The following is a 12,353-nucleotide window of genomic DNA, read 5'->3' on the forward strand; positions in this document are numbered from 1 at the left end:
AGAATATGAAGATGGGGACAACTCGAATCACAACAATTCAAATGATAACATTGCTTTCCTCAACATTAATTGCTGTAGGTATCTTCACACTGCCTAGAACGCTGGCGATTGAAGTAGGAACGCCTGACTTGTGGATATGTGTTCTTATAGGCGGTATATGCGGATATCTATCATGTCTTATTATCGTGTCTTTGAGTCTTCGGTTTAACCGGCTTACTTTTTTTGAATTTAATAAGCTAATTGTAGGCAAATGGGTAGGAACAATACTTAGTGTTTGCTTTATTGGATATGCCCTTTTGATCGGTTCATTTGAAATCCGTTCCATGGGTGAACTAACCCAGTTTTATTTGCTGGAAGAGACGCCAATCAGTGTCATTCTTATCAGTATGTACTGGGTAGCAATGTATTTGTTAGTAGGCGGTATCAATCCTATTGCTCGGCTGATTGAGCTGCTCACACCTCTTTGTATATTTGTTTTTATACTGGTGTTTGCTCTTGGTTTCAAAGTTTTTGAATTCAATAACTTGCGGCCGCTGTTCGGATTAGGTGCAGCACCTGTTTTGAAAGGATTGACGCCCACATTCCTTACTTTTAGCGGATTAGAGTTTTTGCTTGTATTCATTGCCATGATGCAGAATCCTAAAGATGCTAAAAAAGTTGCCTTTTTTGGATTAGCAATACCAGTTTCCATTTATTTGTTCGCAGTCGTAATCATTACTGGAGGGCTATCAGTAGAAAGAATGAAGCATCAAAAATGGCCGACATTTGCCCTCATACAAGAGTATGAATATGAAGGTATTTTGTTTGAACGTTTTGAATCGCTATTTTTAGTCGTATGGCTGATTCAGATGTTTACAACATATGTTGTCTGTCAGTATGTGGCTGCAAAAGGGATCTCTACGCTGACGCGTATTTCATATAAAAAAGCGAATTATATACTATTAGCTGCGGTGTACATTATTTGTTTAGTACCTCGGGATTTGAATCAGTTAGAAAAAATGGGAACAATTATTGGCTGGACGAGCTTTGTCTTCTCTTTCATTGTGCCTGGGATACTTCTCTTGATTGCGCTTGTAAGGAGGCTGAAGCAGGATGGCGAGACAAAAGATGAAACGTAACATTTTTGCTTGCCTTATAGTGCTGCTTTTCCTCTCTGGCTGCTGGGACAGTTCAGATATTGAAGATATGTCTTTTGTCATTGGCTTTGGATTCGATAGCAGTGAGAATAAAGAGACTCCTATTAAGCATACGACGCAGATTGCTGTCACAAAGAAGAAGGGGGAGCAAGCATCCGCTCAACAGGGAAAGATGTATCAGGATATTACCTTGGAAGGGGATTCCCTTCACGATATTCTGCGCAGTATATCCCTCCAGTTGCCATATCCAGTTTATACGGATCATCTGGCTTCTATTGTAATCAATCAAGAAACGGCAACGAGATACGATCTTTCGATTTTGCTAGACCAAATCTTACGTGATAATGTGACGCGTCTAAGCCCAGTTGTGGTGCTAAGTAAGCAGCAAGCGAGCGCAGTATTGGATACGAATATAGAAGGGGAGATACCAAGCAGCTACATTGGCAACATCTTTGACAATGAAACATCTACAATGAAGATGCTCCCGCCAGTGCGAGTCGGCGATATTGCTGCTAATTTATCCTCGCATGTTAGTTTTATATTGCCGAATGTAATCAAGGAGAAAAATACTATATTGGTGCAAGGTGCAGGAGTGATAAGAGGGAAAGATAATAAACTCGCCGGTTTTTTGACAGATGACGATGTCCAAGGAATTAATTGGCTGACTGGAGAAGGAAAGGGTGGCCTGCTTAATTTCAAGGATGAAAAAGACAATACGATTGTATATGAAGTGCAGCATTATAAAACAAAGGTAGAGCCGCTATACAAGGATGGCAGACTGACTTTCCGTGTAAAAGTAACCTCACAGGGTTGGATATCAGAGGACTGGTCTCAGTCATCTAACAATTTATCCGAGCACTATATTCAAAAGCTCGAGCATTTGGCAGAAAAAAAGGTAGTCAAGTTAATGGAAGACACGATGAATAAGCTTCAAAAAGAATATCAATCAGACGTTATCGAATTTCACGATAGTTTCAGGATTAGTTATCCAAGGGATTATAAAAAGATGAAAAAAGGTTGGGATATGCATTTTGCAGATGCAGATGTGTCGTATGATGCGAAGATAAAGATAATCAACACAGGAGATATGGTGAAAGATTGACCATAATAACCTGTAAAAATAAGAATGAAAAAGTAAGTGAAGTTGTCAGTTATACTGAATAGCACATACATGATGCTAACTGACAACATTTCTAACAAGATGATTTTAAGCTTTCGCAAAAATGCGAAGGCTTTTTCCTTCTATGATAGGGTATAATGACATATGGAAAGGGTGACAGTATGGAACGTGTATTATTGATGGCAGTCCATCACCAGAATCAAACATTAGAGCGATTTCAATCCTCGCTTGATGAATTAGAAGCTTTAACAAAAACAGCTGGAGGCGAAGTGGCAGGAATTGTCACGCAGAAACGGGAACGCCTGCATCCTGGTACATATTTCGGATCAGGGAAACTAGAGGAACTTGCAGAGCTAGTTGAGGAAGAAGAACCGCTTCTAGTCATATCCAACGACGAGTTGTCGCCAGGACAATTGAAAAATATCAGCAACAGAGTCGGGGTTCGAGTCATAGATCGAAGTCAGCTGATTCTTGATATATTTGCAACACGTGCACATACCCGAGAAGGTAAACTGCAGGTGGAATTGGCGCAGATGCAATATTTGCTGCCTAGACTTTATGGACAGGGTACAGAAATGAGCAGGCTCGGAGCTGGTATTGGGACAAGAGGACCTGGTGAGACAAAACTTGAAACAGACAGAAGGCATATCCGCCGCAGGATCGATGAGATCAAGCAGCAGCTGAAAGCTGTCGTCTCGCACCGTTCCCGTTATCGAGAGCGCCGTAAAGCGAATCAAGCTTTTCAAGTTGCTTTGGTCGGCTATACGAATGCTGGGAAGTCGACAATCTTCAACCGAGTGACCGGAAACGACAGCCTGGAGCAAGACCAGCTGTTTGCTACACTGGATCCGATGACGCGCCGCATGCGACTTCCATCAGGTTTTCAAGCACTACTGACAGATACGGTTGGATTTATCCAAGATCTTCCGACAGCACTTATCGCAGCTTTCCGTTCAACACTTGAGGAAGTTACAGAAGCTGATTTCATCATTCATATGGTGAATAGTGCGCATCCTGATCATGAACAGCAACAGAATACTGTACTGAAACTGCTCAAAGAGCTTGGCGCTGATCAATTGCCAATTTTGACAGTATACAACAAAGCAGATTTACTAACAGAAGATTTCATTGCCAGTGCACATCCGTACGTTCAAATCTCTGCTTTTAAAGAAGAAGACCGCAGACTTGTAATGGAAAAAGTGCAGGAAATGATCCAAGAAACAAGTGAATTTTATGATACAATCGTTCCTGCCTCTGGCGGCCGTCTATTAGACAAGCTAGCACAGGAGACGATTTTAACGAAAAGGGAATACAACGAGGAAATGGATGCCTATGAAGTGAGCGGGTATGTATTGCCAAATAATCCGCTTTTCCATCAGTTGAAAGGAAAGAATGAAGCATGATATTCGAAACAGCAAGAAGAACAGAAGAAGAAACAAGCGACCAGCGCGCTGGAATAGACCGTATTGTAGAGGTAAATCAAAAACGGGTGATGGATGCATTCCGTCATCAGCGTGTAAGTGACAGTCATTTCAATCCTACTACAGGATATGGTTATGATGATTTTGGACGGGAGACACTTGAACAAGTATACGCAGAAGTGTTCGGCGGAGAGGATGCCCTGGTGCGGCCGCAGATCGTTTCTGGTACCCACGCGATAACTACTGCATTGTTCGGTGTTTTACGTCCAGGAGATCAGCTTCTTTATATAACTGGCAAACCATATGACACGCTGGAAGGTGTCATTGGAAACAGAGAAGAAGATACAGGTTCACTAAAGGATTTCGGTGTAACATACGATGCTGTTAATCTAACGGCAGATGGTGCAGTTGACTATCCTACTGTAGAAGCAAAGCTTTCCGTGAAAACGAAGGTGGTGGCAATCCAGCGTTCAAAAGGATATGCCGACCGACCTTCTTTTTCTGTTGCAGAGATTGGTGAAATGATTTCTTTCGTGAAAGAGAAGTATCCCGACGTAATCATTTTTGTTGATAACTGCTACGGAGAATTTGCTGAAACAGAGGAACCGCTGCATGTTGGTGCGGATATGATAGCCGGATCACTTATCAAGAACCCGGGTGGAGGCATTGTTCGTGCGGGAGGTTATATTGCTGGCCGTGCCGATTTAATCGAGTTGTGTGCCAACCGTTTGACTGCGCCAGGTCTCGGAAAAGAGACGGGAGCGTCACTTGGTATGCTGCAGGAGCTTTTCCAAGGATTCTTCCTTGCGCCACATGTGGTTGGAGAAGCGCTGAAAGGTGCAATCTTTACATCACGGTTTTTGGAGCTGCTTGGCTTCACGACTTCACCGAAATTCGACAGCAAGCGTGTCGATTTGATCCAATCAGTGAACTTCCACTCAGCAGATCAGATGATTGCCTTTTGTCAGGCAATCCAGCATGCGTCACCAGTAAATGCCCATGTGACACCGCATGCAGCACCGATGCCGGGTTATGAAAGTGATGTCATCATGGCAGCTGGAACTTTCATTCAAGGTGCCAGCCTGGAATTGACAGCTGACGGACCGATACGCCCGCCATATACAGCGTTTGTTCAAGGTGGTTTGACTTATGCCCATGTGAAGCTCGCTATTATTGACGCAGCTCAGAATCTATTAGAAAAAGGCTTGATATCAACTAATCAAGCATACTAAAAATTTTCATGTCAACTAAGCTAACACGTGTTGACATTTAAAATTACCTACGTTTATAATAGACGTAGAGTACATAAGGAAAGGGGATGGACGATAAATGAGTGACATAAATCGCCGATCTATGCCCTTGTTCTCTATTGGTATTGTAAAATCACTTACTGCATTAACAGCGAGACAAATCCGTTATTATGAAGACAACGGACTGATTTTCCCAGCAAGAACAGAAGGCAATCAGCGTCTTTTCTCATTCAACGATGTGGATAGACTGCTGGAAATCAAGGAATTGATCGATAAAGGAATCAACCTTGCAGGAATCAAGCAAATGCTGCCGTTCAGAGAAAAACCGACTGCAGAAATGCTTGAAACACCGATCGAACCGGAAATCTCTGATAAAGCACTAAGACAGATGCTGCGTCAGGAACTAATGGATACCGGCCGATTGGGCAAAGCTTCGTTACGTCAGGGAGAGTTATCACGATTCTTCCATTAATAGAGGAGGAGAAAGAATGGCGAAATTTACTAGAGAAGATGTAATCAAGATTATCAAGGAGGAGAACGTAAAGTTCATTCGTTTACAGTTCACCGACTTGCTTGGCACAATCAAAAACGTAGAAATCCCGCTTAGCCAGTTAGACAAAGCATTGGATAACGAAATGATGTTCGACGGATCTTCTATCGAAGGTTTCGTACGCATCGAAGAGTCTGACATGAAGCTTTATCCGGACTTGGATACATTCGTTGTATTCCCTTGGACAAGCGAAAAAGGCAAAGTGGCGCGTTTCATCTGTGATATCTACACTCCAGAAGGAGAGCCATTCGAAGGCTGCCCACGTTACAACCTGAAGCGTAACATCAAGAAAATGGAAGAGCTTGGATTCAGCGCATTCAACATTGGTACAGAGCCGGAATTCTTCTTGTTCAAACTTGATGAAAAAGGCGAGCCTACTTTGGAATTGAACGATAAAGGCGGATACTTCGACCTTGCACCAACTGACTTGGGTGAAACTACTCGTCGTGATATCGTATTGGAACTGGAAGAGATGGGCTTTGAAATTGAAGCTTCTCACCACGAAGTGGCGCCAGGCCAGCACGAAATCGATTTCAAATATGCTGATGCACTGAAACATGCTGATGATATCCAAACTTTCAAACTAGTAGTAAAAACAATCGCTAGAAAGCACGGTCTGCATGCAACATTCATGCCGAAACCACTATTCGGTGTGAACGGTTCTGGTATGCACTGTAACATGTCTCTATTCAAAGACGGCAAAAATGCATTCTACGATGAAAGTGGTGAGTTGAAGCTTTCTGAAACAGCTTACCAATTCATTGCAGGTACATTGAAGCATGCGGTTAACTTCACTGCGGTTACAAACCCGACAGTTAACTCTTACAAACGTCTTGTACCAGGATATGAAGCACCATGCTACGTTGCATGGTCCGGTAAAAACCGCAGCCCGCTTATCCGTGTACCATCTGCTCGCGGAGCAAGCACACGTGTAGAAGTGCGCAGCGTTGATCCATCTGCGAACCCGTACCTAGCAATGAGCGTATTGCTTGCTGCTGGACTTGATGGAATTAAGAACAACTTGGAAGCACCTGCTTCCATCGACCGTAACATTTACGTTATGGACAAAGCAGAAAGAGAAAAGAATGGCGTAGCAGATCTTCCAGCTACACTATACGATGCTCTTGAGCAGCTTAAATCCGACGACATCATCGTTGAATCTCTAGGTGATCACCTATTCGAACACTTCATCGAAGCGAAAGAAATCGAGTGGGATATGTTTAGAACTCAAGTTCACCCATGGGAACGCGAACAGTACATGGAAGACTTTTAATTGAGGAAACCCTTGATACCACTGGTATCAAGGGTTTTTCTTTTCTGTTATTGTTCCATTATTTTTAATCCGCCCCCAAAGAGCTCCCATTTCACCCCCCATAATTATTCTCGCATTCTATTCTTGTAGTCTTCATACTTGTCTAAAGTGTTCTGTTCCAGTTTCTTAGAGATGTGAGAGTATACATCAGATGTTATTTCCATGCTCTTGTGACCTAATCTTTCCTGAATATATTTCATACTTGCACCTGCTTCAAGTAACATTACAGGATGTGTATGTCACAGACCATGGATAGGCAGAGGGTCTATTCCTGTTCTTTTAATATCCGACTTAATGCATTGAATAAAGTACTTTTGGTTAAATGTGTATCATCAGGGCGGATACAAACCTCGAGGCGGATTATATAACAGGTGCACATGTTTATAGTTTTAGGTTTCAACCGACAATTTTTCATGTGACATACGGTAAGTTAAGGTGGAAAGGTCTTTATAAATATTGGCTCTAGATTTAAATATTGCGGTTACAAAATCTTAAGAAGCTGCGTCCGATATCCACATCAAAGAATCGATGAAAAATATAAAGAAGGTCAAACCACTTAAGGTTGACCTTCTTTAGTTTGGAAGTTATTTGATTCGGTTTTTAAAAGGTAATGTTGTAACGCCTTTTTTAGACAGTATCTCGTATAAAGCAGACGAACAAGATTCAAGATCTTTATATTTTTTAATGATACCAGTAGTGCTGTCTTCGATTTTAAATCCGCGGGTGATATTGGAAAAACTGACTACGTACTCATCAAAATGGTGTGAGATACTGAAGAGCTCATAATGTATCAGAAACTCTAACGCCTTCTTAATGTCATGGGTAAGCATAAGTTCCCCTTTCCATTAAAGTGACTTTTGGGTTTCTGATGTATAAAAAGCCATCGATAATTTAGATTTGTCTTCACCGTAACATATATATCTATAAATAGCTTTTATTACTTCCTAAATTAGAAAGCAAAGTATAGATTTCACATAAGAGTATAATAGATAATATTTAGAAGGTGTTTAATCAATTTGGTTGATTCTGCGATATACTGTATTATCAAGAGTCGACCAAGAGATACTTGGCTAGGAGAGAACAACGCATCATGTTATCCAGTATTTTATTTAATAATCGGCAGCATAAACGAGATAATACATGTGAAATGAGGCAACCTAGTTAGAAATATCCAGTATTTTGGGGTCTGGCGAGGTTGTCTTTTTGATTATTTACTGGCTCTTGGGACATCTTTTAAATGGAAGGAATTCAGAACTGCAGAAAGGAATTACTAAGTACAAATACAGAAGAGGTGATGATAAATGGAAGAAGTAATGACCTTTGCTTCGATTATCAGCCCCATTGTAATTGCTTTAGTGCAACTGTTAAAAAAGACAATCACAGTAAACAACCGGTATTTGCCATTGATTAGCTTGCTCATAGGTATTCTTGTAGGCTTTTTAGCTTGGCCGTTCACTGAATTAGATGCAGTGTTGAGGCTATGGTCAGGGGGCTTTGCTGGACTTGCAGCATCAGGATTATACTCATTGGGTAAAAAGACAATCTCACATAATAATAACGATAAGGCCGCCTAAGGGTGGTCTTTATTAAAAAGAGAGTGGATGGAATGGCAACAAGTTCCTCTCAGGATGTATTGTATATGATACAGGGAATACTGCTGCCCTATTCCGAAAAGTAATCTACAATTACTTGACTCTCCTCTGTAGGGGAGGATGAATAAGAAATCCATCGTTTAAAAGCACTTCTTTGTGAATTCTTTTTCTAAAATCACATGCTATTAGTTTTATTAAACAAATCTGTTATATTGTATCAATATAACTTAAGAATATTAACTAAATGTATATTCATCTCATCAGCGGATTCTTGGAAATCACGGCGGTACCATTCGATAATTAATCCGATAATTGCATTTGAGGAATAGGAATATAAATAGCTTTCTTCAAGATGAGCCGTATATTTATCATCAAGAAGGATCGAGCGTATTTCATCGAACAGCATATAATAATACTCTGCAGACACTTCCTTAGATAAGATAATCCTATAAAATTCTTCGTATTTTTGAACATGATGGAAGATACGTACCGTTTTTGGGTCCAGTTTTTCTTTTTCGATATACTTTGTATGACGATAAGGTTCATTATAGGATTCTCTTAAATCCATCATAATCTCCTCGAAAAATTCCTTAAAGACATCTCCAACTTCTTGATAATGAAAATAAAATGTCCCTCGATTGATATTTGCTAGCTTGCAGAGTTCCGTTACTTTTATCTGAGGTAAAGGCTTCTTTTTTAGCAGATTTGTTAATGTAAGATGTATATTCTGTTTTGTTTTTAATACGCGCAAATCATTTTTATTCAAAATAAAAGCCCCCTTTATTAAACACTTTTTTTGATTTTGTACTATATTATACAATTTGATTTTTTCTGCTGATTGAATGCGGTTACAATTATATATTATTATTTTATCGAACAATTGTACATTAACTATGGGGGATGAATGATATGAGATTAAAAGATAAAGTGGCAATCGTTACAGGAGCAGCCTCTGGGATGGGGAAAGCAATAGCAGAGCTTTACGCAAAAGAAGGAGCAAAAGTAGTTGTATCTGACTTTAATTATGAAGGCGCCAAAGCAGTTGCTAAGGCTATTGAGGAGAAGGGCGGCGCGGCAATTGCGAATCGTACTAATGTTGCTGAGTCAGCGGACTTAGAACAATTATTCGCAGAAACAAAAGGAGCGTTTGGTAAGTTAGATATTTTGGTTAATAATGCTGGTATCATGGATGGAATGGAGCCGGTGGGGGATATCACGGATGAGAAATGGGATCGCGTATTTGCTGTTAACACTACTGGTGTTATGCGTGCAATGCGTATTGCTACGAATATCTTCTTGGAACAAGGCCATGGCGTAATCGTAAATAATATCTCAGCTGGCGGTTTGCGCGGTGCACGTGCCGGGGCAGCATATACAGCTTCTAAACATGCAGTAACTGGATTGACGAAAAACACGGCATATATGTACGCTCAATCTAATATCCGGTGTAATGGAATTGCTCCGGGTGGTGTAGAGACTAACATTAGTGCCTCTATGACAAATATCTCTGAATTTGGAGCTGGCCGCCAAATGACTGGTAATGGTACAATGCCGCGTGTAGGAAAACCAGCTGAAATAGCTCAACTTGCTCTTTTCTTAGGTTCTGATGAATCGAGCTTCGTAAATGGGCAAGTAATAGCGGCTGATGCGGGATGGATTGCATATTAATAGAGCATAAAAGAATAAAAACTAGTATAACAAAACCTGAAACTATCTTCAGGTTTTGTTATTTATTCTGAGATTATAGGTATTTAGCTTCTTATGAGACGTTATGACTTTGTTCAACCTCTCGGTGGAAATGGATCATTGCCATATGAATCTCGTTCCCGAATTCTTCCGTCTCGTCCGTGAATGAAATGTTCCCCTTTAGTTTTCTTAGCTAGTTCTTTCCCATAATCCATTGCTTCCTTTTGCGTATCAAAATTGCCTGAAGTATGCTTTGCTCCCTCTTTCTTGACCTGCCAATTTCCGTTTCCGTCTGGGGTAGTATGATAGTTTGACAATATTGCACCTCCAATAAAATGCTTATAGAGTCTATACCACGGATTGCTGTATTTAATTCAGTTCTCTAACTTGTCACTTATTTGTGAAATAATGTACAAACTTTTCAAGAAATTAAAAGCTGATATGTGAAATAATAGAACTATATTAAGGAGGAGATCAAATGCCAAAACTACGCGTTACATTATTTCATGAAATACTGGAACAGTTAGAAGCAGACCAACTCCAAGGAACGAAAGCAAGAGAGTACCGATGTGCTGTCGGAACGTGTACACCATACGATGTCGTGCATCATGCGGAGGTTCTTCTGCAAGAAGGGTTCATTTCAGGTGTGGTAACAAACTCTAAAGATTACAGAGATGTTTTCGTTGACGATATTTTAGTAAAAGGACATGAATTGTTAGCTTTGATGGGTAATCAGCGGATTCTAGCGGGAGCCAAGCAACTGTTAGGGGAGACATACGAGAAAGCGACGCCGGGTATTCTTCTCGATGCCCTTAATTTAGCAATGAAACAACATAAAAGCATACAGGAGGAGCTTGCCGTCTAGGCAGGCTTCTTATTGTTTATAGCAATATAGACTTCAGACATACAAGAAAAAAATAAACTACAGAAACCTTCTTTTTTATCGTTGCATCGAATGTATCTCGTGAATATCCAAACTCTGTTCCTTAACAAATGCTTACGAAAGATATGTTTTTTTGAGTAATACGCAGGGAAATGGAATAGAACTTCTATTCAAGGGATGGTACATAATATGCTGCAAAAACGATGGTTTCAGAGTTTGACAGCAGCGGTACTGATTTTGACAATCATACTGCTGTTAGGGAAGGTAAATTATATCTTCACCCCGTTATATGAATTTGTAAAAGCAATAGCATTTCCGCTTATTGCAGCGGGCTTTTTGTTTTACATCACTAGGCCGTTGGTTAAATTACTGGAACGGCTAAAGCTGCCGAGGTGGTCGGCAATTCTAATTTTATTTCTGTTGATTATCGGAATTGGATATCTAGGATTTCGTTTTATTGCACCGATAGCACAGGATCAGATAGCTGCACTGTCCGAACAAGTTCCTGTTATAGTGGAGCATGCTGAATCTCTCGTAGAGAACGTGGAGGATAATTATTCAGCCGTTCCAGATCAGATAAACAGTGCAGTGCAGAATTTCTCCAATAATTTAGAAAACTATACAGAACAAGCGTTAAGCTATCTCACTAGTTTTCTTTCAGGTTTAGTCAGCTTCACAGTAGGTCTGATCCTTATACCGTTCTTTTTATTCTTCATGCTAAAAGATGGAGATAAACTAAAGCCATTTTTAACAAAGTTTTTTACAGGACATAAGTCCGAGAGCTTAAAAGAATTATTGCGAAAACTAGATCATACTTTGTCTAGCTTTATTCAAGGCCAGTTTATCGTAAGTTGCTGTGTCGGAGCGTTATTATATATAGGATATCTGATTATAGGATTGGAATACTCCTTAATCTTTGCTTTAATCGGTTTACTGTTAAACTTCATTCCTTTCCTTGGGCCGTATCTTGCCGCTGCTCCTGCTGTGCTGGTTGCATTCTTCCAGGACCCTATGCTTGCTGTATGGGCAGCAGTAGTCATGTTCATAGCTCAACAAATCGAAAGTTCCTTTATTTCACCTAATGTGATGGGGAAAGTATTGAAACTGCATCCGCTTACCGTCATTTCACTATTGTTGGCTGCTGGTAATATTGCTGGTTTTATCGGTTTGTTACTCATTGTTCCGATTTATGCAGCATTCCGCACGGCTGTTACTCATTTCTATGGAGAGTGGAGGAAGTATCACTTTGGCAGAAAGATACAAGAAACAAACTAATATCTAGCTTTCTTCTATAACTGAATGACGAAAACACAAAAGAGGAGCTTGCCATGTAGGCAAGCTCCTTATTTATACCGTTTTTAGCGTTCTTTAAGATAATAATCGTCCATACTGTGTTGTTCTCT

12 protein-coding genes are annotated in these 12,353 nt (G+C 40.4%); 10 read left to right on the forward strand and 2 right to left on the reverse strand.

From position 1 onward, the window contains the following. Positions 1-5 precede the first annotated feature (5 nt). The 7 genes from GZ22_RS07000 (at position 6) to GZ22_RS07040 (ending at position 8,363) form a co-directional block, all read left to right on the forward strand. The gene (locus GZ22_RS07000; protein WP_051748098.1) at positions 6-1,118 is read left to right on the forward strand and encodes a GerAB/ArcD/ProY family transporter; all 1,113 of its coding nucleotides are present in this window, start codon (positions 6-8) and stop codon (positions 1,116-1,118) included. Further along, positions 1,093-2,238 (forward strand): Ger(x)C family spore germination protein, encoded by a 1,146-nt coding sequence (locus tag GZ22_RS07005; RefSeq protein ID WP_084160681.1) that lies wholly within the window; start codon positions 1,093-1,095, stop codon positions 2,236-2,238. Before GZ22_RS07000 ends, GZ22_RS07005 begins: the two co-directional genes overlap by 26 nt. 179 nt (positions 2,239-2,417) lie before the next feature. Continuing rightward, positions 2,418-3,659, forward strand: a complete 1,242-nt coding sequence (hflX, locus tag GZ22_RS07010) for a GTPase HflX (RefSeq protein WP_038560426.1) — start codon at positions 2,418-2,420, stop codon at positions 3,657-3,659. After that, positions 3,656-4,909: a methionine gamma-lyase family protein gene (locus tag GZ22_RS07015; protein ID WP_038560428.1), complete on the forward strand. Its 1,254-nt coding sequence runs from the start codon at positions 3,656-3,658 to the stop codon at positions 4,907-4,909. The genes hflX and GZ22_RS07015 overlap by 4 nt, the downstream gene beginning before the upstream one ends. 97 nt (positions 4,910-5,006) lie before the next feature. Beyond that, positions 5,007-5,399, forward strand: coding sequence for a MerR family transcriptional regulator (locus GZ22_RS07020; RefSeq protein WP_038560431.1), 393 nt, complete (start codon positions 5,007-5,009; stop codon positions 5,397-5,399). Positions 5,400-5,415: 16 nt separating this feature from the next. Next, on the forward strand, positions 5,416-6,750 hold the full coding sequence (gene glnA / locus GZ22_RS07025) for a type I glutamate--ammonia ligase (protein ID WP_038560434.1): 1,335 nt from the start codon (positions 5,416-5,418) through the stop codon (positions 6,748-6,750). Between the two features lie 1,340 nt (positions 6,751-8,090). Beyond that, positions 8,091-8,363, forward strand: a complete 273-nt coding sequence (locus GZ22_RS07040) for a holin (RefSeq protein WP_038560440.1) — start codon at positions 8,091-8,093, stop codon at positions 8,361-8,363. Between the two features lie 235 nt (positions 8,364-8,598). Here the strand turns inward: GZ22_RS07040 and GZ22_RS07045 are convergent, their stop codons facing one another. After that, positions 8,599-9,147 carry a TetR/AcrR family transcriptional regulator gene (locus GZ22_RS07045; protein WP_038560443.1) on the reverse strand — a complete coding sequence of 183 codons (549 nt, stop codon included), beginning with the start codon at positions 9,145-9,147 and terminating at the stop codon, positions 8,599-8,601. Between the two features lie 143 nt (positions 9,148-9,290). Between GZ22_RS07045 and GZ22_RS07050 the strand changes: the two genes are divergently transcribed. Then, positions 9,291-10,049, forward strand: a complete 759-nt coding sequence (locus GZ22_RS07050; RefSeq protein WP_038560446.1) for an SDR family oxidoreductase — start codon at positions 9,291-9,293, stop codon at positions 10,047-10,049. A gap of 113 nt (positions 10,050-10,162) precedes the next feature. Here GZ22_RS07050 and GZ22_RS07055 read toward each other — a convergent pair whose 3' ends face one another. Continuing rightward, positions 10,163-10,384: a DUF2188 domain-containing protein gene (locus GZ22_RS07055; protein ID WP_051748100.1), complete on the reverse strand. Its 222-nt coding sequence runs from the start codon at positions 10,382-10,384 to the stop codon at positions 10,163-10,165. Between the two features lie 161 nt (positions 10,385-10,545). On the opposite strand from GZ22_RS07055, the gene GZ22_RS07060 reads away from it, so the two are divergent. Further along, on the forward strand, positions 10,546-10,932 hold the full coding sequence (locus tag GZ22_RS07060) for a hypothetical protein (protein ID WP_038560452.1): 387 nt from the start codon (positions 10,546-10,548) through the stop codon (positions 10,930-10,932). Positions 10,933-11,139: 207 nt separating this feature from the next. Then, positions 11,140-12,225, forward strand: a complete 1,086-nt coding sequence (locus GZ22_RS07065; protein ID WP_038560455.1) for an AI-2E family transporter — start codon at positions 11,140-11,142, stop codon at positions 12,223-12,225. The last annotated feature ends 128 nt before the right edge of the window (positions 12,226-12,353 follow it).

It is taken from the genome of Terribacillus saccharophilus (assembly GCF_000725365.1).
GTDB lineage: Bacteria > Bacillota > Bacilli > Bacillales > Amphibacillaceae > Terribacillus > Terribacillus saccharophilus.

Bases quoted from the DNA above. Each gene is read 5' to 3' on its own strand.
- GZ22_RS07000 (WP_051748098.1), top strand. From the start codon at position 6: ATGAAGATGGGGACAACTCGAATCACAACAATTCAAATGATAACATTG.
- GZ22_RS07005 (WP_084160681.1), top strand. From the start codon at position 1,093: ATGGCGAGACAAAAGATGAAACGTAACATTTTTGCTTGCCTTATAGTG.
- hflX (WP_038560426.1), top strand. From the start codon at position 2,418: ATGGAACGTGTATTATTGATGGCAGTCCATCACCAGAATCAAACATTA.
- GZ22_RS07015 (WP_038560428.1), top strand. From the start codon at position 3,656: ATGATATTCGAAACAGCAAGAAGAACAGAAGAAGAAACAAGCGACCAG.
- GZ22_RS07020 (WP_038560431.1), top strand. From the start codon at position 5,007: ATGAGTGACATAAATCGCCGATCTATGCCCTTGTTCTCTATTGGTATT.
- glnA (WP_038560434.1), top strand. From the start codon at position 5,416: ATGGCGAAATTTACTAGAGAAGATGTAATCAAGATTATCAAGGAGGAG.
- GZ22_RS07040 (WP_038560440.1), top strand. From the start codon at position 8,091: ATGGAAGAAGTAATGACCTTTGCTTCGATTATCAGCCCCATTGTAATT.
- GZ22_RS07050 (WP_038560446.1), top strand. From the start codon at position 9,291: ATGAGATTAAAAGATAAAGTGGCAATCGTTACAGGAGCAGCCTCTGGG.
- GZ22_RS07060 (WP_038560452.1), top strand. From the start codon at position 10,546: ATGCCAAAACTACGCGTTACATTATTTCATGAAATACTGGAACAGTTA.
- GZ22_RS07065 (WP_038560455.1), top strand. From the start codon at position 11,140: ATGCTGCAAAAACGATGGTTTCAGAGTTTGACAGCAGCGGTACTGATT.